At 71.0% G+C, this 24,148-nt stretch carries 19 protein-coding genes and 3 pseudogenes; 13 read left to right on the plus strand and 9 right to left on the minus strand.

What is annotated here, in order from left to right:
* Nucleotides 1-56 precede the first annotated feature (56 nt).
* From pulA to AS97_RS15010, 4 genes and pseudogenes are all read right to left on the minus strand, one after another.
* Entirely contained in the window at nucleotides 57-2,714 is a 2,658-nt protein-coding gene (pulA, locus tag AS97_RS14995; RefSeq protein WP_247204373.1) for a pullulanase-type alpha-1,6-glucosidase, read from the minus strand.
* Between the two features lie 43 nt (nucleotides 2,715-2,757).
* Nucleotides 2,758-4,146, minus strand: a pseudogene (locus AS97_RS15000) (alpha-amylase family protein); the annotation flags it as partial.
* Nucleotides 4,147-4,413: 267 nt separating this feature from the next.
* Entirely contained in the window at nucleotides 4,414-4,746 is a 333-nt protein-coding gene (locus AS97_RS15005) for a putative quinol monooxygenase (RefSeq protein WP_210565059.1), read from the minus strand.
* A gap of 156 nt (nucleotides 4,747-4,902) precedes the next feature.
* Nucleotides 4,903-5,070: pseudogene (locus tag AS97_RS15010) on the minus strand (alcohol dehydrogenase catalytic domain-containing protein); the annotation flags it as partial.
* 189 nt (nucleotides 5,071-5,259) lie between these two features.
* Between AS97_RS15010 and AS97_RS15015 the strand changes: the two are divergent.
* The gene (locus AS97_RS15015) at nucleotides 5,260-5,964 is read left to right on the plus strand and encodes a hypothetical protein (protein WP_210565060.1); all 705 of its coding nucleotides are present in this window, start codon (nucleotides 5,260-5,262) and stop codon (nucleotides 5,962-5,964) included.
* Here AS97_RS15015 and AS97_RS15020 read toward each other — a convergent pair.
* Genes AS97_RS15020 through AS97_RS15035 form a run of 4 tightly spaced genes read right to left on the minus strand, consistent with a single transcriptional unit; the run spans nucleotide 5,919 to nucleotide 10,145 of the window.
* Entirely contained in the window at nucleotides 5,919-7,010 is a 1,092-nt protein-coding gene (locus tag AS97_RS15020; RefSeq protein WP_059143194.1) for a LacI family DNA-binding transcriptional regulator, read from the minus strand. The two genes, AS97_RS15015 and AS97_RS15020, sit on opposite strands and share 46 nt — an antisense overlap.
* Nucleotides 7,007-7,837, minus strand: a complete 831-nt coding sequence (locus tag AS97_RS15025; protein WP_059143193.1) for a carbohydrate ABC transporter permease — start codon at nucleotides 7,835-7,837, stop codon at nucleotides 7,007-7,009. Before AS97_RS15025 ends, AS97_RS15020 begins: the two co-directional genes overlap by 4 nt.
* Nucleotides 7,838-7,839: 2 nt before the next feature.
* Complete coding sequence (locus AS97_RS15030) at nucleotides 7,840-8,853, minus strand: sugar ABC transporter permease (RefSeq protein WP_210565061.1); 1,014 nt, start codon at nucleotides 8,851-8,853, stop codon at nucleotides 7,840-7,842.
* Nucleotides 8,854-8,864: 11 nt separating this feature from the next.
* On the minus strand, nucleotides 8,865-10,145 hold the full coding sequence (locus AS97_RS15035; protein ID WP_125757089.1) for an extracellular solute-binding protein: 1,281 nt from the start codon (nucleotides 10,143-10,145) through the stop codon (nucleotides 8,865-8,867).
* A gap of 263 nt (nucleotides 10,146-10,408) precedes the next feature.
* Between AS97_RS15035 and AS97_RS15040 the strand changes: the two genes are divergently transcribed.
* Complete coding sequence (locus tag AS97_RS15040) at nucleotides 10,409-12,070, plus strand: glycoside hydrolase family 13 protein (protein WP_059143190.1); 1,662 nt, start codon at nucleotides 10,409-10,411, stop codon at nucleotides 12,068-12,070.
* A gap of 25 nt (nucleotides 12,071-12,095) precedes the next feature.
* Nucleotides 12,096-13,148: a LacI family DNA-binding transcriptional regulator gene (locus tag AS97_RS15045; RefSeq protein ID WP_059143189.1), complete on the plus strand. Its 1,053-nt coding sequence runs from the start codon at nucleotides 12,096-12,098 to the stop codon at nucleotides 13,146-13,148.
* Nucleotides 13,149-13,208: 60 nt separating this feature from the next.
* Here AS97_RS15045 and AS97_RS15050 read toward each other — a convergent pair whose 3' ends face one another.
* Nucleotides 13,209-14,789 (minus strand): IS1182 family transposase, encoded by a 1,581-nt coding sequence (locus AS97_RS15050; protein ID WP_210564187.1) that lies wholly within the window; start codon nucleotides 14,787-14,789, stop codon nucleotides 13,209-13,211.
* A 197-nt stretch (nucleotides 14,790-14,986) separates the two neighbouring features.
* Here AS97_RS15050 and AS97_RS15055 point away from each other — a divergent pair, with 197 nt between their 5' ends.
* From AS97_RS15055 to AS97_RS15100, 10 genes and pseudogenes are all read left to right on the plus strand, one after another.
* Nucleotides 14,987-15,835: a phosphatase PAP2 family protein gene (locus AS97_RS15055; protein ID WP_079059252.1), complete on the plus strand. Its 849-nt coding sequence runs from the start codon at nucleotides 14,987-14,989 to the stop codon at nucleotides 15,833-15,835.
* A gap of 124 nt (nucleotides 15,836-15,959) precedes the next feature.
* Nucleotides 15,960-16,883, plus strand: coding sequence for a Cof-type HAD-IIB family hydrolase (locus tag AS97_RS15060; protein ID WP_079059251.1), 924 nt, complete (start codon nucleotides 15,960-15,962; stop codon nucleotides 16,881-16,883).
* A complete protein-coding gene (locus AS97_RS15065; protein ID WP_247204374.1) occupies nucleotides 16,831-18,111 on the plus strand; it encodes a threonine synthase in 1,281 nt (426 codons plus the stop codon). Before AS97_RS15060 ends, AS97_RS15065 begins: the two co-directional genes overlap by 53 nt.
* The gene (locus AS97_RS15070; protein ID WP_059143187.1) at nucleotides 18,108-18,785 is read left to right on the plus strand and encodes a PAS domain-containing protein; all 678 of its coding nucleotides are present in this window, start codon (nucleotides 18,108-18,110) and stop codon (nucleotides 18,783-18,785) included. Before AS97_RS15065 ends, AS97_RS15070 begins: the two co-directional genes overlap by 4 nt.
* A complete protein-coding gene (locus AS97_RS15075; RefSeq protein WP_086710858.1) occupies nucleotides 18,785-19,711 on the plus strand; it encodes an aminoglycoside phosphotransferase family protein in 927 nt (308 codons plus the stop codon). The genes AS97_RS15070 and AS97_RS15075 overlap by 1 nt, the downstream gene beginning before the upstream one ends.
* Before the next feature lie 236 nt (nucleotides 19,712-19,947).
* A pseudogene (locus AS97_RS15080) lies at nucleotides 19,948-20,651 on the plus strand (N-acyl homoserine lactonase family protein).
* A 362-nt stretch (nucleotides 20,652-21,013) separates the two neighbouring features.
* Nucleotides 21,014-21,208: a hypothetical protein gene (locus tag AS97_RS48955; RefSeq protein ID WP_349017591.1), complete on the plus strand. Its 195-nt coding sequence runs from the start codon at nucleotides 21,014-21,016 to the stop codon at nucleotides 21,206-21,208.
* Nucleotides 21,209-21,367: 159 nt separating this feature from the next.
* The gene (locus AS97_RS15090) at nucleotides 21,368-21,742 is read left to right on the plus strand and encodes a hypothetical protein (RefSeq protein ID WP_125761849.1); all 375 of its coding nucleotides are present in this window, start codon (nucleotides 21,368-21,370) and stop codon (nucleotides 21,740-21,742) included.
* Nucleotides 21,743-21,825: 83 nt separating this feature from the next.
* Entirely contained in the window at nucleotides 21,826-22,926 is a 1,101-nt protein-coding gene (locus AS97_RS15095; RefSeq protein WP_210565062.1) for a hypothetical protein, read from the plus strand.
* Nucleotides 22,923-24,137 carry a hypothetical protein gene (locus tag AS97_RS15100; RefSeq protein WP_210565064.1) on the plus strand — a complete coding sequence of 405 codons (1,215 nt, stop codon included), beginning with the start codon at nucleotides 22,923-22,925 and terminating at the stop codon, nucleotides 24,135-24,137. The genes AS97_RS15095 and AS97_RS15100 overlap by 4 nt, the downstream gene beginning before the upstream one ends.
* The last annotated feature ends 11 nt before the right edge of the window (nucleotides 24,138-24,148 follow it).

Consider the following 24,148-nt stretch of genomic DNA (forward strand, 5'->3'; position numbering starts at 1 on the left):
GAGCCCCGGCGAGGGACCAGGGGGCGGAGCCCCTGCCGTGCGGTCCGCCCCCCTGCCTAGCCCCCGGCCGCGTAGACGGCGACCGAACGGCCGGGCACCGTGAAGGTGCCGGTCGCGCGCTCGTACCGGGACGTCCTCACCGTGGCGTCGGCGCCGTGCGCCTGGATCGGATGGAGGGCGTACGGGCTCCCGGCCAGGGCAGGGACAGTCTGCGACTGCCGGGACGGGGTGGCGTTGAAGACCACGACCAACCCGCCGAGCCGCATGGTGATGACGCCCGGCGTCTCCCCCGTCCCGGACAGCGGGAAGGACAGCGCCTTCTGCACCCCCTCCGCCGTGCCCTGGCTGAACGCCTTCTCCGTGGTGCGGATCCGCAGCAGATCCCGGTAGGCCGCCGAGGCGCCCGTGATCTCGGGGCAGCCGGGGCGTGCCGCCGGGTTGGTCAACAGGGGTTCGGCGTACGGCCACTTGGACTCGTTGTCCGCCGCCGGGGGCAGTCCCCGGCCGAAGCCGTTGCCGGACGCGCAGTCCCAATGGATGGCGTTGAACCAGTCCCCGCTGTCGAAGGAGTTGCGGTCCAGCGACTTCGAGCGCAGCAGGTCGGTGCCGGCCTGGCTGAGCGCCGGGCCCTGGGAAAGGGTGGCGGTGGCCAGGGCCAGCACCTGTGCGCGGGCCCGGTCGGCGGCCGAGGTGGCGGCGGGCAGCTTGTAGACGAGCGCGTCGTAGAGGGTCTCGTTGTCATGGGCGTCGGCGTAGGCGAGCGCGTCACCGGGGGCGGCGGCGTAACCGGCCGGGGAGCCGTTGTAGTCGACCTCGGAGCCCTTGACCCGGCGTCCGCCGCTATCGGTGAAGGCGTAGTCGGCGAGGTTGCCGGAGAGCCCGACCTTGATCAGGTCCTGGGCGTGCAGCAGCCGGGCCCGCTGCTCGTCCGGGCTCCCGCCCGCGGGCGACCCGTTGGGGTCGGTGAAGAGCCCGGTGGCGAAGCCCTGGACGCGGGGGTCCTCGTCGAACGGCCCGCCGCCGCGCACCGCGTCCCGCGCCCGGTCGCTGAAGGTGGCGATGCCGGTGCCGGCCAAATTGCGCTGGGTGGCCTGGACGAAGCGGGCGTCGTCGGCCACCTCGCCGAAGTTCCAGCCCTCGCCGTAGAGGATGATCGACGTGCCGTCCACCCCGTCCTTGGCGGGGGTCAGGGCGTCGAGGGCCTTGCGTACGGCCAGGATATTGGCCTTAGGGTGGTGGCCCATGAGGTCGAAGCGGAAGCCGTCGACCTTGTACTGCCTGGCCCAGGTGACGATCGAGTCCACCACCAGCTTGCCCATCATCGCGTGCTCGGGCGCGGTGCCGGGGCAGCAGGTGGAGGTGGCCAGGCTGCCGTCGTCCAGCAGCCGCTGGTAGTAGCCGGGCACGATCCGGTCGAGCACCGACTTCTCGTCCTGTCCGGCGGCCACGGTGTGGTTGTAGACCACGTCCATGACGGTGCGCAGCCCTGCGTGGGCCAGGCCCTGCACCATCTGCCGGAACTCGCGGGTGCGGGCCGGGCCGTCCGGGTCGCCGGCGTAGGACCCCTCCGGCACGGTGTAGTGCAGCGGGTCGTAGCCCCAGTTGAAGCCGTCCTTCGCGGCCGTCTCGGCCACGCATTTCTGCTGCTGGTCGGAGTCGGCGGGCAGGGCGGCCAGATCGCAGCCGGGCCGGGCCTGGTCGGACCGCCGCTCCGGGACGGTGCCGAAGTCGAAGGCGGGCAGCAGGTGGACGTACGAGGTGCCGGACCGGGCCAGCCGCCCGAGGTGCCGCATCCCGTCCGAGTCGCGGTCGGTGAAGGCGAGGTACTGGCCGGGGTGGGCGCTGGTGCGGTCCGCGCTGGAGAAGTCGCGGATCTGCAGCTCCTGGATGCGGGCGTCGCGCAGCGGGACGGCCTTGGGCTTCTTCAGCGCGGCCCAGCCGGCGGGAGCCAGCCGGGGGTCGGCCAGGTCGGTGACCAGGCTGCGGGCGGAGTCGGCGGTCAGGGCGGTCGAGTAGGGGTCGGTGACCTCGTTGGTGACGGTCTTGCCGACGCTCGGCGCCCAGACCTCGACCCGGTAGCGGTAGGGCTTGTCCCGCCAGTCGGGGTCGCCGGTCACGCTCCACACCCCGCTGCCGGGGTCCCGCCGCATGGCGACGGTGCGCCCGTCGAGGTCGAGTGACACGGACCGGGCGGTCGGCGCCCATACCGAGAGGGTGGGGCGGGCTCCGTGGAAGACCGGGCCGAGGCGGGCCGAGCGCGCCCGGTCCGCGTAGAGGTCGTCCAGGACGCCGGGGATCTGCACCCTGGTGCGGTGCAGTACGTCGTCGTGGTCGCCGGCCGCGCGCTGGACGGCGGTGAGGGGCCCGCGCAGCGCCGTGGCGGCCTTGTCGCGGTCGCGCGGGTCGAGACGATAGGCGGGACGGCCGGCCAGATGGGGGTAGGCGGCCTTCTGTGCGTCGGTCAGGGAGGCCGGGGTCAGCCGCAGGGTGCCGCCGTCGGCGTAGCTCAGCTCCTCGACGGTCTCGGCGGTGTGCTCGGCCCGCCAGACGACGGTGGCGCGGTCGATCCACTGCGCCTCGGCGGGCGCCGCCTCCGCGGTGGCGGGCGTCGCGGCCCGGGCGGTCTGCGATACGGCGGGCACGGCCGCCGCGCCCAGTGCCAGAGTGGCGAGCGCGGCGGCCGTGCGAAAGAGGGTGGCTCTCGGGGGTTTCACGGGGCTGGTGGCTCCTTGAGTGGCGGGTGGGCGAGGTGGGTCAGCCGCAGTTACGGGCGCCCACATGCAGTGCCACCGCCGTATTGGCTCCCAGCGTGGCGGTGAACTTCCCCGAGGAGTCGACGGTCACGGCCTTGCCGCTCTGCACATCGCAGTAGCCGCCGGCCGGGAGCGAGGTCTGGAAGGTCTGGGTGAGGGAGCCGCTTTCGTGGTTGATGGCCACGTACGCCTTGTCGCCGCGTCCGAAGGCGATGGCGTTGTCGCCGTTGTCCCACCAGTTGGTCACCGAGGCGCCCCGGGCCGTGTTGCGGAGGGCGACCATGCTCATGATCTCGGGCCACTTGTGCTGGCACTTCCAGCCGTCCTGGTAACAGGCGCCCACCGAGCCGCCGTTCGGCGGGCCCGCGTCGTTGTCGCTGAACTCGTAGCCGGAGTGGACGTCCGGCGAGCCGTAGGGCCAGGCCAGCATGAAGACGTTGGCGAGGGTGTAGTCGGCCCCGTTCTTGTAGGTGAGGGTGGAGCCGTTGCGCTCGGTGTCCCAGTTGTCGACGAAGACACCGGACTGGCCGCTCGCCATATAGCCCCAGCCCTCGCCGAAGTTCTTCAGATGCGCCAGCTTCTCGCCCTGGAACACCCGCTTGAGATCACGGCCGTAGCGGAACTCCTGCACATCGCCGTTGCGCAGATACTCCGTCGGGGAGACCGCCTCGCCCTCGCCGTAGATGACCTCCTGCTTCCAGTAGACGCCGGGGTCGCTCAACTGGCCCTTGATGGCGGCCAGGTCCTCGGTCGGGATGTGCTTGGCGCCGTCGACGCGGAAGCCGTCCACGCCGAGCGAGAGCAGGTCATTCAGGTACTGCGCTATCCGGGTGCGGACGTAACTCTCACCGGTGTCCAGGTCGGCCAGGCCCACCAGCTCGCAGTGCTGCACATTCCAGCGGTCCTGGTAGTTGCTGATCTGCGAGGTGCAGTCGTCCATGTCCTGGGCCTGGTAGATCCCGGGATAGCTGTACTTGGTGTACGAGGAGCCGCCGGTGCCGGTGCCGGATCCGGCGGACATGTGGTTGATGACGGCGTCGGCGACCACCTTGACGCCCGCCGAGTGACAGGTGTCGATCATGTTCTTGAAGGCGGTGCGGTCGCCGAGCCGTCCGGCGATCTTGTAGCTGACGGGCTGGTAGGAGGTCCACCACTGGCCGCCCTGGATGTGCTCGGTGGCGGGCGACACCTCGACATAGCCGTATCCGGCGGGGCCGAGGGTGCTGGTGCACTCCTTGGCGACGGAGTCGTAACGCCACTCGAAGAGTTCGGCGGTGACGTCCTTGGTACCGGGCGGTGTCGCCTGGGCCGTCTGCGGGGGCAGTGCGAAAAGGGCCACCGAGCCCGCCGCGAGGGCGAGTGCGGTGGCAAGGGGAATGCGGTTGCCGGCCATCGTTCCTCCGTGGGGGGAAGAGCTGGGGTGACGATTGAGCCTCATGCGGCAACGCGCCATGCCCGCAAGGCCAGTTGAAGGTTCTTGCTGCAAGACGTCAGTCCTGCGGTGGTGACCGGACCGTACTCGCGCGCCCTCCTCGTTGCAAGACCTTTCGCAAGCTGTTGCGGCGGTGTAAATTCAACCCCGTTCTCCGGTCCGGCCGGTCGGGGGTCCGGTCAAGGGCCCCACGCGCCCGGCCGGCCGGACCGGTTCAACGGCCATGGATCAGTCGCGGTCCTCGACGGCCATTTCCCCGAGGAGGGACCAGTCCTCCTGCGGGACGTTCATGTTGACGATCCGCGGAGTCGCGGCGAGATGCGGCGGCAGGGTCCGCTGCGCGGCCTTGAAGTGCGGCGAGTTGACGTGGGCCGCACCGGCCTCCTCGTCGCGGAACGCCTCGACCAGGACGTACTCGTCCCAGTCCGCCACACTGCGAGACCAGTCGAACCACAGACAGCCCGGCTCGGCGCGGGTGTCCCGGGTGAAATCGGCGGCGATCTCGGGCCACCGGTCCGCATGCTCGGGCAGGACGCGGAACTTCGCGGTGATGAAGATCATTGGGGGTTCCTCACATTGTGTCAGGCCGGTCGGCCCGTGGGCATGGACCGGCGGTGTTGCAGGGTCGGCGGTGTTCTGGGGACGGCGGTGTTCCGGGGGCGGCGGTCAGGAGACGAGAATGACGCGCCCCCGCATCCGTCCGGCGCCGAGGAGGCTCACCCCGGACTTGTCCGCCCACTGGCCCTCGAGGATGTGGAGGTCGGTGCGGCACACACCCGCGCCGCCGATCTTGACGATCACGTCGTACGGGCCGGTGACCTCGGGTTCCGGTACATCGGCCATCCGCGGGTGCTGGCCGTAGCCCACGACCTGGACTGCCCTCATGAAGCGTTCTCCTTCCTCGGGAAGAGGTAGCGCGCGGGGAGACCGATCGGCCCCGTCCGGAGATCCACGCTGGGCAGCGTCTACCCACGTCAGCGAGGTACCGGATGTCTCATTTCGAGAGGCCCGCCTTCGCGAGACGGCCCGGCGGGGAGTACCTCGCCACGCTCGCCGGGTCCCCTGGAGGTCGAAGTGGACAGCCGCCGCCTGGCCCCGCGCCTGCTCGCATCGTGGCAGCGCAGCGAGCGGTACGGGCTGTCGCCGGAGGAGATGCGGCCGGTGTTCACCGGTTCGGTCGACACCGCCTCCCTGCTCGACGCATGCGGCCATGAGGCGCTGCGGGACCTGCGCGGGACGCTCGCCAACGAGGCGGTCAGCATGATGATCGCGGACAGCGACGGCCTGGTGCTGTACCGGATGTGCGACGACGCCTCGGCCCGGGGCACCGGTGGGAAGGGCCGGTCACTCCCGCCGCCGGGCCGGGTGTTCCGGGTGTACGCCGACCGGTACGAGCAGCCCGACGACGCCCATCGGCCGCTCTCCCCCGGCTGGACGGACGCCCTCACGACGGCGCGTACGGCCCTGGCCCGCGGGCGGGTGGTCGCGGTGGTCGGTGAGCCCGGCGCGCGGAAGACCGCGCTGCTCTCCGCCGCCCGTCGGCAGATGGGGGCACGGGAGCGCCTGCTCAGCGCGCGTCCGCCCGCTCCCGGCGAGGCCGACGCCTGGCTGCGGCTGTGGACTCCCGAGCTGGAGAAGGACAGCGCCTGCGTCGTCGTCTCCGGGGTGGACCGGCTGCCGGCCTGGGCCGCCACCGAGCTGGCCGACGCCACCGTCTACCGCAAGATGGCCCGCTACGGCATCCAGGTGCCGGGCGGGCGGAGAGGTACCGGGTCCTGAACGGCAGGCGGCGCCTGGGCCGTCGAGCCGCGGACGACCAGGTCCGGCTGGAAGACGAACTCCGTGTGCTGCACCGGGTTTCCGGCCATCTCCTCCAGCAGCGCCCCCACCGCCGCCGTCGCCATCGACTGCACCGGCTGGCGGACGGTGGTCAGCGGCGGATCGGTGAAGGCGATCAGCGGGGAGTCGTCGAAGCCGACCACCGACACCTCGTGCGGCACCCGCAGCCCCCGCCGGGCCGCCTCCCGGATCACCCCGAGCGCCATCAGATCGCTGCCGCACACGATGCCCGTACAGCCCCGGTCCAGCAGGGTGGCCGCCGCCACCTGCCCGCCCTCGACGCTGAAGAGCGTATGCCGCACCAACTCCCCCGCCTCGGCGGGCGATCGGCCGAGCAGCTCGGTGCTGGCCGCGAGGAACCCCTCGACCTTGCGCTGCGCGGGGACATAGCGGGCGGGCCCCACCGCGAGGCCGATCCGGTGGTGGCCGAGCGCGGACAGATGGCGGACGGCCATCCGCGCCGCCGCCCGGTCATCGGGCGAGACGAAGGTGGCCTGGATGTGCTCGTTGTAGCCGTTGATCAGCACGAACGGCACCTTGCGCCCGGCCAGCCGGTCGTAGCGGGCGGGGTCGGCCGTGGTGTCGGCGTGCAGTCCGGACATGAAGACGATGCCCGCCACATCGCGCTCCTCCAACTGCTCCACCAGCTCGTCCTCGGTGGCGCCGCCCGGCATCTGGGTGCACAGGATCGGGGTGTAGCCATGGCCGGCCAGCACCTGCTCGATGATCTGCGCGAAGGCGGGGAAGACCGGGTTGGTCAGCTCCGGGATCACCAGGCCGACCAGCCCGGCGCTGCGCCGCCGCAGCCGCACCGGCCGTTCGTGGCCGGGTACCTCGAGAACGCTGAGGGCGGCGAGCACCCGCTGCCGGGTGGTGTCCGCCACCCCCGCCTTGCCGTTGAGCACCCGGCTGACGGTGGCCTCGCTGACGTTGGCCTGTGCGGCGATATCGGCGAGCCGCGGCCCCGCCGCGGGTGGGCTCGTCACGACTTGGTCGCTCCGGCCGTGAGCCCCGCGACGAGATGGCGCTGAGCCCAGGAGAACACCAGCGCCGCCGGGATGGCGATCATGACGGCCGCGGCCGTCATGGAGCCCCAGTCGGAGGTGTACTGGTTGACGAAGGTCTGCAGCCCGGCGGCGAGCGTGAGGTTGTCCTCGCCCGTCATGAAGGCGGAGGCGTAGGCGACCTCGGCCCAGGCGGTGATGAAGGTGTAGAACGCGGTCACCGCGAGCCCCGGCTTGGCCAGCGGGACGACCAGCCGCCAGAAGGTCCCGAACGGGTTGAGGCCGTCGACCCGGCCCGATTCGTCGATCTCCACCGGGATGGTGTCGAAGAAGCCCTTCATCATCCAGGCGCAGAACGGCACGGCCACCGTGAGGTAGGTGACGATGAGCGAGATCGGCTGGTTGAGCCAGCCCAGCGTCGACATGATGTTGTACAGCGGCACGATGAGGATGGCCACCGGGAACATCTGGGTGATCAGCAGCAGCCACATCAGCGGGCGCATCCCGGGGAAGCGGAAGCGGCTGACGGCGTAGCCGGTGGTGGCCGCGATGAAGACGCCCAGAATCGTGGTGATGACCACGATGAACAGCGAGTTGCCGAACCAGGTGAGGAACTCGGTGTCGCCCAGGACGTGTCGATAGTTCCCCAGCGTCGGGTCCTTCACCACATCGGTGCTGAACGCCTCGCTCTTGGGCTTGAACGAGGTCACCACCAGCCACAGCGGCGGGAAGACCGCGACGGCGGAGGCGATGACGAGCGTCGTGTGCAGCCCGACGGAGGCGAGCGGGCCGCGTCGTTGGTCGCGCATGGCTACCACACCTCTCCCTGCTTGCGGAGCGAACGGCGGTAGACCACCGCGAAGAGCATCAGGATGAGCAGGATCAGCACACCCCAGGCCGAGGCACCGGCGAAGTCGCGCGGGCTGTTGACGAAGGAGAGCCGGTAGGCGTACGTCACCAGGATCTCGGTGGCGTCGCCGGGCCCGCCGCGGGTCAGCAGGAAGATCACCGGGAACATGTTGAACGTCCAGATGGTGGACAGCAGGATCACGGTGGAGCTGACCGAGCGCAGCCCGGGCAGGGTGATGTGGCGGAACCGCTGCCAGGGGCCGGCCCCGTCCATCTCGGCGGCCTCGTACAGCTCACCGGGGATGGACTGCAATCCGCCGAGCAGCGCGACCAGCATGAACGGCACCCCGAGCCAGATGTTCACGGCGATCACCGACGCCTTGGCCATGGTGGGGTCGTTGAGCCAGGGCACCGCGTCGATCCCGCCGCCGTCCAGCACCTTGTTGAGGATGCCGTTCTTCTCGTTGTAGAGCAGCCGCCAGGCGAAGACGGAGACGAAGGCGGGGACCGCCCAGGGCAGGATCAGCAGCGACCGGTAGAGGGTGCGCCCGGCGAACCGCCGGTTGAGCAGCACGGCCAGGCCCAGGCCGATCGAGAAGGTGAGCGCCACACAGCAGACGGTCCAGGTGACGGTCCAGCCGAGCCGGTCCCAGAAGACCTGGTCCTGCAGGATGGCCTTGAAGTTGTCGAGGCCGACGTTCTGGTAGGTGGCGGGGATGTGGTTGATCCCGATGGTGCGCTCGACGTTGGCCTCGTTGGCGTCGGTCAGCGACAGATACAGGCCGCGGCCCAGCGGATAGCCGATGATCAGCCCGATGACGATCACGACGGGCGCGACCATCGCCCAGGCGTACCAGTGGCGGGCCAGCGCGTTGCGGATCCGGCCGCGGGGCGGAGTTCCGGCCTTACGGGCCCGGCCGCGGGCGCCCTTCGCGCCCGCGGCCGGGTCCAGCGGCCGGCTGGTGTCGACAGCCATCGTCGCCGGCCCTACTTCCAGTCGCCCTTGAGGAGCTTGCGGTACGCGTCACCGGCCGACTTCGCGGCCTTCTCGGGTGAGGTCTTGCCGGTGAGGACGTTCGGGAACTGCACCAGGATCGCCTGGAAGAGGCTGTTGCCCTCGGGGATCCAGGGGCGCTCGACGGCCTTGTCGACGGCGGACTTGAAGAACTTCACATTGAGGTTCGCGGCCACCGACTTGTTGGAGTAGACGGAGGTGCGGGTGGGCAGCAGGGAGAGCTTCTCGGTGGTCTTGGCCTGGACCTCGGCCGAGCTCATGTACTGGGCGAAGGCGTAGGAGGCGTCCAGGTTCTTCGACCCGGCGTAGACGGTGAGGTTCTGGCCGCCCTGCGGGGCGCCCTGGCCCTTGCTGCCGGCCGGGACGGGGACCACTCCGAGGTTGGACTTGTCCTTGAACGCCTTGCCCGCGAGGGTGTCCTCGATCGCCCACGGCCCGTTGATCGTCATCGCGACGTCGCCGTTCTTGATGGCGTTCTGCATGTTGTCCCAGCCGTCGGTGGCGTCGGTCTCCGCCGCCTTGGAGGTGACCAGGTCCCGGGCGGCCGCGAACGCCTTGATGCCGGGCTCGTCGTCGATGGTGACCTTCTTGGCGCCGGTGTCGAGGAGATCGCCGCCCTCGCCGTAGATGAAGGGCAGGTACCAGTAGGCGTCGTCGCCGCGCAGATACAGACCGGTCTTGCCGGTCTTCTCCTTGATCTTCTTGGCGGCGGCCTTGAGCTCGGTCCAGTCCTTGGGCGGCTGGACTCCGGCGTCCTTGAGCATCTTCTTGTTGTAGAAGAGGCCGAGGGTGTCGATGACCTGCGGTACGGCGTAAGTCTTGCCCTTGAACTTGGCACCGGCCAGGGCCTTGGGCAGATAGTCGGACTGGTCCGCGAGGGCGGGGGTGCCGTCCAGCGGGGCGAGATAGCCGATGTTGGCGAGGTCCTGGGTCCAGGCGACCTCGGTGCGCAGCACATCGGGCGCGCCGGAGCCGCCGGAGCCCGCGGCGTTCTTGAACTTGGCCAGTGCCTCGCCGAAGGGCACATTGACGTAGTCGACCTTGACGTCGGGGTGCTTCTTCTCAAAGCCGAGGGCGAGCTCCTTGTAGGTGCCCTTCTCCGCCTCGTTCGACGTATCCCAGTAGGTCACGGTGCCGGAGAGCTTGCCGCCGGACTTCTTGTCGCCGCCGCTGCCGCCGTCGTCACCGCCGCATGCCGTCGCCGCGAGCGCCATGGCCGCGACGAGTGCGGTGGCCGCTATGCCACGTCGCATCTGAACTCCTCCAAAGCCGGCCGCTCCGTCGCGGCCCCGGGTTGCGGAGGAACGTAACAGGGCCGCAAGCCCACCGAAAGAGCTTGCGGCAAATTTCTGCAAGGCGCTCGGCATCGTTACGTCCGCGTGTCCCCGCGGTAGCCGCTCCGCTCCCGGTCAGGCGCTTGACATGCGCCCACAGCACGACCGGAGCCACCGCCAAGGGCACCAGCGCCCCCTGCAAGCTCTTCCGCAAGGCATTGCAGAGCTGTTACGTTCGCGCCATGACCCAGGAGCTCACGACCTCCCTTCCCACCGAGCCGGTGCGACCGTCAAACGGCCCCGGATGGTGGCGCGACGCCGTCATCTACCAGGTGTACGTGCGGTCCTTCGCCGACAGCGACGGCGACGGGATCGGCGATCTGCGCGGGGTGCGGGAGCGGCTGCCGCACCTCGCCGGGCTGGGTGTGGACGCCGTCTGGCTGACCCCCTTCTACGCCTCCCCGCAGGCCGACGGTGGCTACGACGTGGCCGACTACCGCACCGTGGACCCGCTCTTCGGCACCCTCGGCGACGCCGACGACCTGGTGCGCACCGCCCATGAGCTGGGGCTGAAGGTGATCGTGGACGTCGTCCCGAACCACAGCTCGGACCAGCACCCATGGTTCCGCGAGGCGCTCGCCGACCGGCCCGGCGGCGCGGCCCGCGCCCGGTACCACTTCCGCAGCGGCCGCGGCGCCCACGGCGAACTGCCGCCGAACGACTGGGAGTCGGTCTTCGGCGGCCCCGCCTGGACCCGTACCACCGATCCGGACGGCACCCCCGGCGAGTGGTATCTGCACCTCTTCGCCCCCGAACAGCCCGACCTCAACTGGGACTCCCCCGAGGTGCGTGCCGAATTCGACTCGGTGCTGCGCTTCTGGCTGGACCTGGGCGTGGACGGCTTCCGGATCGATGTCGCCCACGGCATGGTCAAGGCCGCCGGGCTGCCCGACATCGGCCGTACCGAACAGGCCAAGCTGATCGGCTCCCAGGTGCTGCCGTTCTTCGACCAGGACGGGGTGCACGAGATCCACCGCTCCTGGCGCCGGCTGCTGGACTCCTACCCCGGTGACCGGATCGGTGTCGCCGAGGCATGGGCGCCCACCTCCGAGCGGCTGGCCCTCTACGTACGCCCCGACGAGCTGCACCAGGCGTTCAACTTCCAGTTCCTCAAGTGCCCGTGGGACGCGGCCGCGATGCGCGAGGTGATCGACGAGTCGCTGGCCGCGACCCGCTCCGTCGGCGCCCCCACCACCTGGGTGCTCTCCAACCACGACGTGGTCCGGCACACCACCCGCTACGCCGACGGCGGCCCGGAGCGGGGGCTCGCCCGCGCCCGTGCCGCGGCCCTGCTCACCCTCGCGCTGCCCGGCTCGTCCTACCTCTACCAGGGTGAGGAGCTGGGCCTTCCCGAGGTGACCGATCTGCCGGACGAGCTGCGCCAGGACCCGGCCTTCTTCCGCACCTCCCCCGACGGGGAGGACGGCCAGAACGGTCAGGACGGCTTCCGCGACGGCTGCCGGGTGCCCCTGCCCTGGACCCGCTCCGGCGAGAGCTACGGCTTCGGTCCCGGCGGCAGCTGGCTGCCCCAGCCGGACGACTGGTCCGGGCTGTCCGTCGAGGCGCAGACCGGCGACCCCGGCTCCACGCTGGAGCTCTACCGCGGCGCGCTCGCGCTGCGCCGTGAGCTGCCGGGCCTGGGGGACGGGCCGATGAACTGGCTGGAGGCCCCGGCGGGGGTGCTCGCGCTGTCCCGGCCGGGCCTGGTGTGCACGCTCAACACGCTCGGGGAAGAGGTCGAACTGCCGGTCCCGGGGCGTGCGCTGCTGTCGTCGGCGCCGCTTGCGTACGGGGCCGGAACCGTACGTATTCCGCCTGATTCGTGCGCGTGGTGGGCAATCTGACACGCGACCGGTACAGTCCCACTCCATGACCGCACGGCTTGCTGACATCGCAGCCCAGGCGGGGGTCAGCGAAGCCACCGTCAGCCGCGTCCTCAACGGCAGGCCGGGGGTGGCCGCGGCCACCCGCGAGTCCGTCCTCGCCGCTCTGGACGTCCTCGGCTATGAGCGGCCCGTGCGGTTGCGGCAGCGCAGCGCCGGGCTGGTGGGACTGATCACCCCCGAGCTGGAGAACCCGATCTTCCCCGCGCTCGCCCAGGTCATCGGGCAGGCGCTCACCCGGCAGGGCTACACCCCGGTGCTGGCCACCCAGACCCCCGGCGGCTCGACGGAGGACGAGCTGACCGAGATGCTGGTGGACCGGGGCGTGGCCGGGATCATCTTCGTCTCGGGGCTGCACGCGGACACCTCGGCCGATATGCAGCGCTATGACCAGCTGCGCGGCCAGGGTGTTCCGTTCGTGCTGGTGGACGGCTTCTCGCCGAAGGTGCGGGCGCCGTTCATCTCCCCCGACGACCGGGCGGCGATGGGGCTGGCGGTCACCCATCTGGTCTCGCTCGGGCACACCCGGATCGGTCTCGCGCTCGGGCCGAAGCGGTTCGTTCCCGTACTGCGCAAGATCGAAGGCTTCCAGCAGGCGATGCGGGACCGGCTGGGGCTCTCCCCGGAGGAGTCCGAGGAGCTGATCCAGCATTCGCTGTACACCCTGGAGGGCGGCCAGGCGGCGGCGACCGCACTGATCGACCGGGGCTGTACGGCGGTGGTGTGCGCGAGCGACATGATGGCGCTGGGCGCCATCCGGGCGGCCCGGCAGCGGGGTCTGGGGGTCCCTCAGAACATCTCGGTGGTCGGCTTCGACGACTCTCCGCTGATCGCCTTCACCGATCCGCCGCTGACCACGATCCGCAAGCCGGTGCAGTCGATGGGGCAGGCGGCGGTGCGGGCGCTGCTGGAGGAGATCGGCGGCACCCCGGCCCCGCCCAGCGAGTTCGTCTTCCTTCCCGAACTGGTGGTGCGCGGCTCCACGGCATCGGCCCACGGGGTGGAGGCGCGGAGCCGGGCGGCCGGAGGCGGGGCCTAGAAGGCCGATGAAGATCTTGGTGAGGGGCTGTCCGGCCGGAGGCCGGATGGCCCCTCTTCGTTATGTGGTGGCTGGGGCGAGGTGCCAGGCGCCGTCGATGCGGGTGAGTCCGAGGTTGATCAGTCGGCGGAGGTTGAGGGCGGCGGCTCGGGTGTGGAGCCAGGTGTCGTTCTTGAGGGTGCCGCGGTAGCGGAGTCGGCGGTTGCCGTGGTGGACGAGCCATGCGACGGCGCGTTCGACCGGTGGTCTCCAGCGGCGGTAGTCGGCCTGCCAGTCAGGATCGGTGGCGGCCTGGTGGCGGGCGGCCGCTTGGAGGTCGTGGTGCGGGCGGATGGTCAGGATGCGTCCGGCCTTGGCCTTGGTGCACTGCTCGCGCAGGGGGCATCCGGTGCATAAGTTCCCGAAAGAGGCTTTGCGCTGGTGGTGCTGCCCGCCGGGGTCGGACAGGCCCACGGCGTGTCCGGCCGGGCAGGTCACGATGGCGGTGGTGGTGTCGATGGCGAAGTCGTCGAGGGTGAAGCCGCCGGGGACGGCGGGCCGCAGCGGGGCGGGTTTGAGGAACAGCCGGTGCCCGGCCCGGTCCAGGGCCTGGCGGGCGTCGCCGGTGGAGTAGGCGGTGTCACCGAAGGCGTCCACCGGGGTGTCCTCGTCGGCGAGCAGCTCAAGACCCACGGCAGCCTCATGGTGCTCGGGCCCGGAGCCGGGCCGCAGGGCGACGGCGGTGTATAAGCCGGTCTCGGGCTCGATGGCCAGGTGGGCCTTGAAACCGTCCTGCTGGTGGCTGCGGGTCTTGTGGATGTGCCGGGCTTCCGGATCGATGGTGGAGACCATCCGGCCAGGGACGGTGCCCCGGGTGATGCGCCAGCGTCCGTCGCGGCCGTCGGAGTCCTCGGCGGGCTCGACGTCCTGACCGGCGACCAGGGCCAGGATGCCCACCGCGTTCGCGGCCTTCTCGCCGAGTTGCTGTTCGGGCAGGTGGCCCAGCAGCCGCAGCGCGTCCGTGACGAGTGCGTCGACCAGCTCGGCGCGGGCCTGCTCGTCGTTCCAGGCGATCTTCGGTTTGCCTGGGTCGGTGTAGTCGTGGGCGGTGCACTGGGCAGCGGCGGCCGTGTCGGCGCCGGGGACTTCGCGGATCACCGCGCGGACGGCGGCGATGATCTGGGTGACGGTGTCCTGGGTGGCGACCGCGTCGTCCAGCACAGTGGAGTCCAGAGCCCGGCGGTGCTTGCCCTTGAGGACACCGGTGGCCTTCACGACCTCGCGTACGGTCTCGAAGATGCGGTTCGGGCGGGCGGAACGGGCCAGCCGGCGGCGGAAGTAGGCCAGCAGCGATGGATCGAACGCCATGTCGTTGAGGCCCAGGCCGCATGCGGCCTTCCACCGCAGGTCGCACCGCAATTCCTGGACTGTCTCGAAGTCCGACAGCCCGTGCAGGGCCTGTAGCGCGATCGCGGCGGCCAGGATCTGCGGCGGCATGCTCGGCCGTCCATTCGCCGACGGATACATGTCCACGAACATCTCAGCCGGGAACAGCTCGCCACGATGCTCGGCCAGGAACGCGAACACACTCCCGGCCGGAATCAGGTCCCGGCAGGTCTCCCACACATCCGGCCCGACCATCTCGCCGACCCACTCACCCATCGCCACAAGACAAGTCTGGCCCTGCCGCTGACACGGCAGGGCCAGAACCCAAGATCTTCACGAGCCTTCTAGGCCCCGACCGGGGGACGTAGCTGCACATACGCCCCATGAAGGACCCCCGGACCAGGACATAAGCAACGAAGACCCGATGCCGCGGATGATCTGCGGGTGGACGTCGTCTGGCAGACTGTTGCCCTATGGGTGGAGCGACTATCAGGACGACGGCGGGCCGAATGGCCACCCCGGCACCTCTCGCGGACACCGATGCGGCACGGGCGCCGCACCACACCCTGATGGACCGGTTGCGTACGCCCAGAAGGCCCCGGCTCTGGTTCGAGATCGTCCTCATCGCCGTCAGCTACTGGACGTATTCGCTGATCCGCAACGCCGTCCCGGAGCAGCGGCCGGAGGCGCTGCGCAACGCGGGCTGGATCTGGGAGTGGGAACACCGGCTCGGCATGGCCTTCGAACGCGGGGTCAACCACGCGATCGACTCGGTCAGCTGGCTGATCGTGGGCATGAACTACTACTACGCGACACTCCACTTCATCGTGACGCTCGGCGTACTGGTGTGGCTCTACCACTGGCATCCGGGCCGTTACGCCGCCACCCGGCTGGCGCTCTTCGCGACCACGGGCGTGGCCCTGCTCGGCTACTACTTCTTTCCGCTGGCCCCGCCCCGGCTGATGAGCGGCGGCCATTTCATCGACACCGTGGTGGCGCACAACACCTGGGGCTCGATGGCCTCGGGAAACCTCGCCGATATGTCGAACCAGTACGCGGCGATGCCCTCGATGCACATCGGCTGGTCGCTGTGGTGCGGTCTGACCATCGCCACGCTGGCCCGTCCGGTGTGGGTGAAGATACTGGGGCTGCTCTACCCCTCGGCCACGCTGCTGGTGATCGTCGCCACCGCCAACCACTTCTGGATGGACGCGGTCGGCGGGGTCGTCTGTCTCTCCTTCGGTTTCGTGCTGTCGTGCGCCTGGTACGGCTCGCTGCCGTACCGGCTGCCGAAGCAGGTGGCCGTGATCTGCACGGCTTGATCGTCCCCGGCGGAGCCGCCATTCTCTGTTCCGCATGTCCGACATGAGTTCAGGGGCTCCATGTGTCGCGCTGATCGACGCGGAATGAGCACGATGAGCGTGACGAAAGGGACCACCGGCCACCGTGCACACCGCCGACACCGCTGACGCTGCCGTATCCGCGTCCGTACCCGCCTCCGCCGTATCCGTCACCGGGGCTGTCGCCGCTCCGGGCGTGCTGCTCCCCCGGCCCCGTACCGCCGGGCGGCCGCGCTTCCCGCTGGTGGCCACCGACCTCGACGGCACCCTGCTGCGCAAGGATCTGACGGTCTCGCCCCGCACCCGTGAGGCGCTCGCCCTCGTCCGGGCCGCCGGGTCGCGGCATCTGGTGGTCACCGGGCGCCCGGCCGCGTCCTGCCGGGAGTTCCTGGTCGCGATCGGCTACCGCGGGCTCGCGGTGTGCGGACAGGGCGCGCAGTTGTACGACGCCTCCGCGGACCGGCTGCTGGTCTCGGCGTCGCTGGACCGGGAGCTGGCCCGGTCGGTGGTGGAGCGCACGGAGGAGGCGCTGGGCGCGGGGCCGCTGGAGCTGGCCGTGGTGACGGCGGCGCCCGAGAACCGCTTTGTCGTCACCGCCCGCTTCACCGACCGGAGGCGCCCGGAGTGGGGGCTGGCCGAGCGGGAGGAGCTGTGGACGGCACCGATCGAGAAGGTGCTGATGCGCCATCGGACGGTGGCCGACGGGCTGGTCGCCGAGACCGCGGAGCGGGTGGGCGCGGGCGAGGTGGCGGTGACCCACTCCGAGAAGGGCATGATCGAGCTGCTCCCCGCCGGCACGGACAAGGGGGTGGGGCTGCAACTGGCCGCCGACCGCATGGGGTTCACCCCCGCGGAGACGATCGCGTTCGGCGACATGCCCAATGACCTTCCGCTGCTGGGCTGGGCCGGATACGGGGTCGCGATGGGCAACGCGCATCCGGATCTGATGGCGATAGCCGACGAGGTGGCGCCGTCCCATGAAGAGGACGGGGTCGCGGTGGTGCTTGAACGGCTGTTCGCCCACCCTTGAGCGGCTCTCGCACCGCACTCGCGACCCGCTGGAGGCGCCCGTCGCACCCTTGACTGGGCATATAGAACTAAACAAAATATCCAAGGTGCGAGCTGAACCACGAGCCGAAGCCCACTACGTCGACGAGCGCTCCGGAGCCACGTACTCCATCGACGACCTCCGCTGGTGCGGTGACGACGGGGCTCCCCTCACCGTCTCCGCGCTGCCCGGCATCACCCGCGAGCAGGTGGACACCGGGGCCCGGTCACTCTGGCGCTACCGAGCGGCCCTCCCGGTGCGCATCGACGCCCCGGTGTCACTGGGTGAAGGGTGCACCCCGCTGGTCGAGAAGGGCTGGGGGGAGGATCGGATTCTGTTCAAGCTGGAGTGGTTCAGTCCCACCGGCAGCTTCAAGGACCGCGGCACCAGCGTGATGATCTCGCTCCTCGCCCAGCGGGGCGTAGGGGAGGTCATCGAGGACAGCTCCGGCAACGGCGGGGCCTCCGTCTCGGCGTACTGCGCCGCGGCCGGCATCCGGGCCAGGATCCTCGCCCCCGCCACCACCTCCCCCGCGAAGATCCTCCAGAGCCGGGCCTACGGCGCCGAGGTCGAGCTGGTGCCCGGCGACCGGGACGCCACCGCCGCGGAGGCGCTGCGCCAGTCGGCCCATACGTACTACGCCAGCCACAACTGGCACCCCTTCTTCCTCCAGGGCACCAAGACCCTGGCGTACGAGCTGTGGGAGGACCTGGGCTTCACCGCACCGGACGCCGTGGTGACCGTGGCGGGTGCGGGCAGCACCGTGCTCGGCTGCGACCTCGGCTTCTCCGAGCTGCTCGCCGCGGGCCAGATCACCCGCCGCCCCCGGCTGCTGGTGGCCCAGCCCGCCCACTGCGCGCCTTTCCACGCCGCGTTCCGCGCGGGCACCGAGACCCCGGTGCCGTCTCTCCACGCCCCGACCATCGCCGAGGGCACGGCGATCCGGGAGCCCGTCCGCTTCCCCGAGGTGCTGCGCGCCATCCGCCGCTCGGACGGCGACATGGCGGCCATCCCGGAGGACGCGATCGCCGCGGCAGTCCGCCGGCTGGCCGCGATGGGGCTGTACGCGGAGCCGACCAGCGCGACGGCGGCCGCGGCGATCGAGGTCTTCCGGGCCCGGGGCGCGATCCGCCCCGGTGAGACCACGGTGGTGCTGCTGACCGGGTCGGGCCTGAAGGCGGCGCCGACGATGACGGAGCTCTTCGGATGACCGGGGAGAGCGTTCAGGAGCCGACGGGAACACCCGAGGACGAGCTGCTGCTGCGCGAGACCGAGAAGATCGTGGTCGCCATCGGCCGGATGTTCCCCGGACTGTGCGAGGTGGTCCTCCACGATCTGCGCAACCCCGACCAGTCCATCCGCGCCATCGAGAGCAATCTCTCCGGCCGCGAGGTGGGCCAGCCCACCACCGAGCTGGGCCTGGCCCGGATCCAGGACCCCGGCTTCCCCGACATCGTCCAGAACTACGCCAACCGCTTCCCGGACGGCCGCCCGGCGAAGAGCACCTCGATCGGCATCAAGAACGGCGCGGGCCAGTACGTCGCCGCCATCTGCCTCAACTTGGACGTCTCCCTCTTCGGGAGCGTCGCCCGCAGCCTCAACAACCTGGTCAGGACCGATGAGCAGCAACAGCCGCTCACCGAGACCCTCCGCGCCCGCACCGCAGCGGAGCTGCGCACCGTCATCGAGGAGTTCGCCGCCGCCCGCGGCCAGACCCCACGCAGCCTCGGCACCCCCGCCAAGAAGGAACTCGCCCGCACCCTCAGGGCCAGCGGCTACCTCCAGGTGAAGCACTCCGTCCAGGTGGTCACCGAACTGCTGGGGGTCTCCCGCGCCACGGTCTACAACTACCTGCGCTCATCTGATGCCGGAGACCACCCCTGATGACGCCACCGATCGGGCGCATCGACGTCCCCGAAGCCTTCGCCGCGTCGTTCGGCGAGCACGACGCCGCCGGACGCGCCTGGCTCGCCGCGCTGCCCCGGCTGGCCGCGGACTTCCTCGACCGCTGGGACCTGCGCCCGGCCGGTCCCGCCGCCCATGGCATGGCCTCGCTCGTCCTCCCGGTGACCGGCGCGGACGGAACTCCCTCGGTCCTGAGGCTCCAGCAGGTCAGGGAGGAGACCGAGGGCGCCCCACTGGGCCTGCGGACCTGGAACGGCAACGGCGTGGTGCTCCTGCTCGACCACGACCCGGACACGGGCACCATGCTGCTGGAGCGCCTGGACGCGTCCCGCCCGCTCTCCTCGCTGCCCGACGACACCGCCGCGATCAGCGTCCTGGCCGACCTTCTGGCCCGGCTGACCTCGGTGCCGGCCCCCGGCGGCCTGCGCCGCCTGTCCGACATCGCCGCCGCCATGCTCGAGCGGACGCCCGACGCCGTACCGGCCCTGAGCGACCCGGCGGAACAGCGGCTGGTCCGCGTCTGCGCCTCCGCCGTGGCCGAACTCCTCGACGAACCCGGAGACCGGCTGCTGCACTGGGACCTCCACTACGACAACATCCTCGCCGGTGAGCGCGAGCCCTGGCTGGCCATCGACCCCGAACCGCTCACCGGCGACCCCGGCTTCGAACTGCTCCCGGCGCTGGACAACCGCTGGGACGAGGTCCTGGCCACCGGCGATCCCACCCGTGCGGTGCTCCACCGCTTCGACCTGCTGACCGAGGCCCTCGCCCTGGACCGGCGGCGGGCCACCGGCTGGACCCTCGGCCGCGTCCTGCAGAACGCCCTCTGGGACATCGAAGACGGCAAGACCGCCCTGGAACCGGCCCAGGTCACCATCGCCACGGCTTTGCTGAGCCGCCGTTAGGCGGGCTCCCGTCCGCTCCCGGCAAACCGCCGGGCGCGCACGCCACGCACCACCGCCACAACCCTGCTGAACCGCTGTCAGGCGGGCTCCCGGTCTGCTCCCGGCAAACCACCGGGCGCGCACACCGCGCACTGCGCCACCACCGCCACAATCCTGCTGAACCACCGTTAGGCGGGTCCCCGTCTGCTCCCGACAAACCGCCAGGCGCGCGCCACGCACTGCGCCACCATGGCGGGATGGCCAACGACATCTCCGTGCACCGCCTCGACCTCGGCTACTTCGTCCGCCCCGCCGTCGAGACCGGCGGCCCTCGGCCACGGGTCGAACCGGTACTCGCCTATCTGGTACGGCACGACCACGGGCTGATCCTCTTCGACACCGGCATCGGCGCCGCCGACGCCGAGACCGAGGCGCACTACCGCCCTCGCCGTCGCGCCCTTCCGGAGGCGCTGTCGGCGGCCGGGGTCGCGGTCGCGGACATCTTCCTCGTGGTCAACTGCCACCTCCACTTCGACCACTGCGGCGGCAATCCCCTGCTGGGCACCGACCGATCCTGGTCCAGGGCGTGGAGCTGGCCACCGCGCGCGGGGGCGACTACACATTCGAGAAGTTGGTGGACTTCCCAGGCGCCAGGTATGAGGAGCTCGACGGCGAGGCCGAGATCTGGCCGGGCGTTCACGTCCTCCCGACCCCCGGGCACACCGACGGCCATCAGTCACTGGTCGTCCGCCAGTCCGACGGCACGGTGATCCTCGCTGGTCAAGCGCATGACTTCGCCACCGAGTTCGGCTCGGACCAGCTGGCCCGCAGGGCCGCCCTCGACGGCGTGGCGCAGCCCCTCCCCCCGTACCGCCCCTGGCTGGACCGCCTCACCGACTTCGCCCCCCGGCGCGTCCTCTTCGCTCACGACTGCGCGGTCTGGGAGCCGGCGGGCGGCTGACGGTCTCGTCTCGCGCCTTCGGCGCCTTTGAGCAGGGGCCGGGGGGTGGGGGCGCGGGTGACGTCGCCGACCGCCGGGCCGTAAGTGGCGAGACCGGTGGCGGCTCCGGTGCTCGGAGGCTTGTGCCGATGCCGGACCGCCGGGGGTGGGGTACCCCCCCCTGGAAAACCTTTGACGAATTAGTTGCTTCAGATCAAGCGTTTTGGGAAGGGGTACCCAGAGGGGCCGTCAGTCCGGCCGGGTCCCAGCCCAGGACCGCAGAAGCCGTCACCAATGCCGTCAACGCCTGCCGCACCAGCGGCTGTTCGGCGCCCGTCACCCTCTACGCCGAGTGGGGACCGTACGGCACGCTGCGCGTCCTCGTGAGCGATGACGCTCCCGGCATCCCCGCCCAGCGCGGCCTCGCCCGGGACACGGCCGACGCCGAGAGCGGCCGGGGGCTGCTCATCATCGGCGGCTCCGCCACCGACTGGGGCGTCTGCCAGCACGGCCCAGGCCCGGGAAAAGCGGTGTGGTTCCAGGTGAGCGGGCCCGAACTGCCTCGCCCGGGGCGGTAGCCGACACGTAGTCGACACGTAGCCGGCACCCGGCGCGCACGCCATACGAGAGCACTCGGGGCCCGCCTCTCTCACTTTCGGGCAACGGGCCGGGGGTGCTCCCCCGCGCAGCTACCGTGACGCCACGACTCCCCTGACCCTCGGCACCTGGAGGATGGTGTGCGGTACAAAGGACCGCTTCCCAAGCGATTCACCGACCGGTTCAACGCCTGGATGGTCGGGCTGCGGTCCTCCCCTCGGTGGGGGCGGAGGGTGAGCGGGCGGCTCACGGTCGTCACGTACACGGGGCGGCGCTCGGGCCGTACGTTCAGTACGCCGGTCGCCTATCAGCGCGCCGCCGACGTCGTCACGATCGCCGTCGCCATGCCCGAACGCAAGCTGTGGTGGCGCAACTTCACCGGTGAGGGCTGGCCGATATCGCTGGACCTGGACGGGAGCGGCCGGATCGGGCATGCCGTCGCTGACGTGGACGGCAAGGGGCGCGTCACCATCAGCGTGCGGCTCGACCACCCGCCCGCCGCGAGCAGCCGCTGACGCCTACGGAATTGCCATGACCCCTTCACGTCGTGCGCGGAGCCGCTGAGTAGGATCGGCGACCACACGGGGGAAGGTCATCAATGAAACAGCTGATGGGCGGCGCACGCCGCCGGGCGGCTCTGGTCGGCGCCGTCGCGGTGCTGGTGGCGGCCGGGGTCGGGACGTGGGCCACGGACACCTGGCCGTTCGACGGCAAGGACACCTACTGCTGGGGCGCCTGGAAAGAGGACAGCGGGCCGGGCTTCCTGAGCCGCGAGGCGCTCGACGAGGACAACGCCAGCCGTACGGCCAAGGAGACCGTGCCGACACCGGGGCGGCAGCGCGGGCGGTGCACCGTGGCGCTCCACTCCGAGCGCGTGAGCAGCGACGGCGGCAAGGTCGTGGAGGAGACCGAGATCACGGTCACCTATGGCCCCGCGCCCGAGAGCGCCGCGGAGCGCATGGAGTGGATCGGCGGCTACCTCGGCGACCGGGCGATGCCGCTGCCCGACGGGCTGCCCGGCGCCACCGACGGCCGGCACGCGCTGCTGGTGCTGCCGAAGGGATGCGATGCCCGCGACGGGCGGCCGACCGCGGTGACGCTCGACTCGACGGCGCGGTCGGTCTACAGCGACTCCACCATGCCCGGCGACGCCGGGCTCGGCGGCTCCCAGTCCGTGGCCCGGTTGCTCGTCGCGGCGGCCAACCACGCGATGGAGAAGGCGGGTTGCGCACCGGCCGAGCCGCTTGAGGCGGTCTCGCCGATGCCCACACTGCCCGAGGAGGACGAGGACTTCTTCACCCGGGCCTGCCGGATCAGGGGGCTGGAGTTCGGCGGGAAGGCGGCCCGCGACCTGGAGTACCAGGTCGGCGCGGTCACCCGGGATCTGCAGTCCTGTTCGGTACGGACGGAGCACGGTGAAGGCCGGTACTTCGACGCCCTGATGGTCGCCGAGCCACGGCTCTCCGCGCTGTTCGACGGGGCCACCGGCAGCAAGCCACCGGCGCGCGGCTGGCGCGGTACGGGGGTCTTCGCCGACGACTACAAGGTCGTACGGGCCGACTGCGCGGGGCGCCCGCTCACCGTGCTGATGCTCGCCCCGTCGCTGCACGAGACGACTCCGTACTTCGCCGCCTTCGCCGACGCCGTGGCGCGACGCGTCGGTTGCGCGCCCGTCGCACCTGGGGGTTCCAGCCGATGAACGACTCCGAGAACAACGAGAACAACGAGAACAACGAGAACAACGAAAGCAACGAAGCCGACGAGAGCGGCATCCGCGTGCCGCTGCACGAGCGGCGCCGCCCCATGTGGCACTGGCAGCGCGTGGCCCGCTCCCGGCCCCGGCTGGGCGTGATCATGGCCGTGGTCGGAGCCGTCGTGGGAGCGCTGCTCGGCGGCGCGGGGGTGGCCTGGCGGGCCGAGGCGGGCCCGTTCGCGGACGACCGGGCCTGCTGGGGGGCGTTCGGTCAGGACGATGTGGCGGCGCTGTTCGACGGCAAGCGGGACATTGAGACCTCCGAGGTGCCCATCTCCACCGATCGCATCGGCACCGAGGGCCCCTCGGGCGAATGCCGTCTGACGTCGCCGCGCGGGCGGCGGATCACGGTCGAGACGCACCGGCTGGACTCCGGGTTCGGCGGCGCGGGCGACCGATGGGCCGATGAGTTCCTGTCCGCGCGGCTCACCCCGCTGGGCGACGGGCTGCTGGGCATGGCCTCGGACACCCGGGCCTGGCTCGCGGTGCCCGACGGCTGTATCGGCCGGCCGAGCGGGCTGGACGCCAACGGCGGCCCCACCGTGATCGACATGGAGACCGGCTGGACCGTCTACGACGACGAGGTGGACACCGAGGCCCGCGACGCGCTCGCCCGCGCCGTGGTCAAGCTGGTCAACCACTACATGGCCGACGCGGGATGCACGGGCGAGATCGCCGACCCGGTCCGCCGGATGTCCGGGCCACCGCGGTCCCTGGACGAGAAGAAGGACGCGATGTGCGACATCAAGGGGCTGCGGCTCCCGGCCGCGTTCAACCACGGGGCGAGGGGCGGCACCGTACTGACCCAGGGCGACGGCCCGGTGCGCACGTGCGACCGCGACGTGCTCTTCGGCCACCCCCAACTGCGGCTGATGACCATCGAGGACCCCCGGCTCGCGATGCTCTACGACGGGCTGTCCCGGGACGGCGCCAAGGCCCGGGTAAGCGCCGGTGAGCAGGACGGACGCGGGTTCGTCCGCGACGACATGGGGCTGTTCCAGGCCGAGTGCCAGACCGGTCAGGTCACCTTCCTGGTCCGGGCTGAGAACGGCGACCATCCCGGCGACATCCGTACGATCCTCCCCCGCTACGTGGCCGCGGAGGCCGACCGGATCGGCTGCGGCCCGTTGCGCGTCACCCTGGCCGCGGACGGCTGAGCTGGGCCGCG

Source organism: Streptomyces sp. AgN23, from assembly GCF_001598115.1.
Lineage (GTDB): Bacteria > Actinomycetota > Actinomycetes > Streptomycetales > Streptomycetaceae > Streptomyces > Streptomyces antimycoticus.

What these genes read in the sequence shown, in the direction of transcription:
- AS97_RS15005 (WP_210565059.1), bottom strand. Translation starts at nt 4,746, where the DNA reads ATGATCTTCATCACCGCGAAGTTCCGCGTCCTGCCCGAGCATGCGGAC.
- AS97_RS15025 (WP_059143193.1), bottom strand. Translation starts at nt 7,837, where the DNA reads ATGCGCGACCAACGACGCGGCCCGCTCGCCTCCGTCGGGCTGCACACG.
- AS97_RS15030 (WP_210565061.1), bottom strand. Translation starts at nt 8,853, where the DNA reads ATGGCTGTCGACACCAGCCGGCCGCTGGACCCGGCCGCGGGCGCGAAG.
- AS97_RS15035 (WP_125757089.1), bottom strand. Translation starts at nt 10,145, where the DNA reads ATGCGACGTGGCATAGCGGCCACCGCACTCGTCGCGGCCATGGCGCTC.
- AS97_RS15040 (WP_059143190.1), top strand. Translation starts at nt 10,409, where the DNA reads ATGACCCAGGAGCTCACGACCTCCCTTCCCACCGAGCCGGTGCGACCG.
- AS97_RS15045 (WP_059143189.1), top strand. Translation starts at nt 12,096, where the DNA reads ATGACCGCACGGCTTGCTGACATCGCAGCCCAGGCGGGGGTCAGCGAA.
- AS97_RS15050 (WP_210564187.1), bottom strand. Translation starts at nt 14,789, where the DNA reads ATGGGTGAGTGGGTCGGCGAGATGGTCGGGCCGGATGTGTGGGAGACC.
- AS97_RS15055 (WP_079059252.1), top strand. Translation starts at nt 14,987, where the DNA reads ATGGGTGGAGCGACTATCAGGACGACGGCGGGCCGAATGGCCACCCCG.
- AS97_RS15065 (WP_247204374.1), top strand. Translation starts at nt 16,831, where the DNA reads ATGAAGAGGACGGGGTCGCGGTGGTGCTTGAACGGCTGTTCGCCCACC.
- AS97_RS15070 (WP_059143187.1), top strand. Translation starts at nt 18,108, where the DNA reads ATGACCGGGGAGAGCGTTCAGGAGCCGACGGGAACACCCGAGGACGAG.
- AS97_RS15075 (WP_086710858.1), top strand. Translation starts at nt 18,785, where the DNA reads ATGACGCCACCGATCGGGCGCATCGACGTCCCCGAAGCCTTCGCCGCG.
- AS97_RS15095 (WP_210565062.1), top strand. Translation starts at nt 21,826, where the DNA reads ATGAAACAGCTGATGGGCGGCGCACGCCGCCGGGCGGCTCTGGTCGGC.
- AS97_RS15100 (WP_210565064.1), top strand. Translation starts at nt 22,923, where the DNA reads ATGAACGACTCCGAGAACAACGAGAACAACGAGAACAACGAGAACAAC.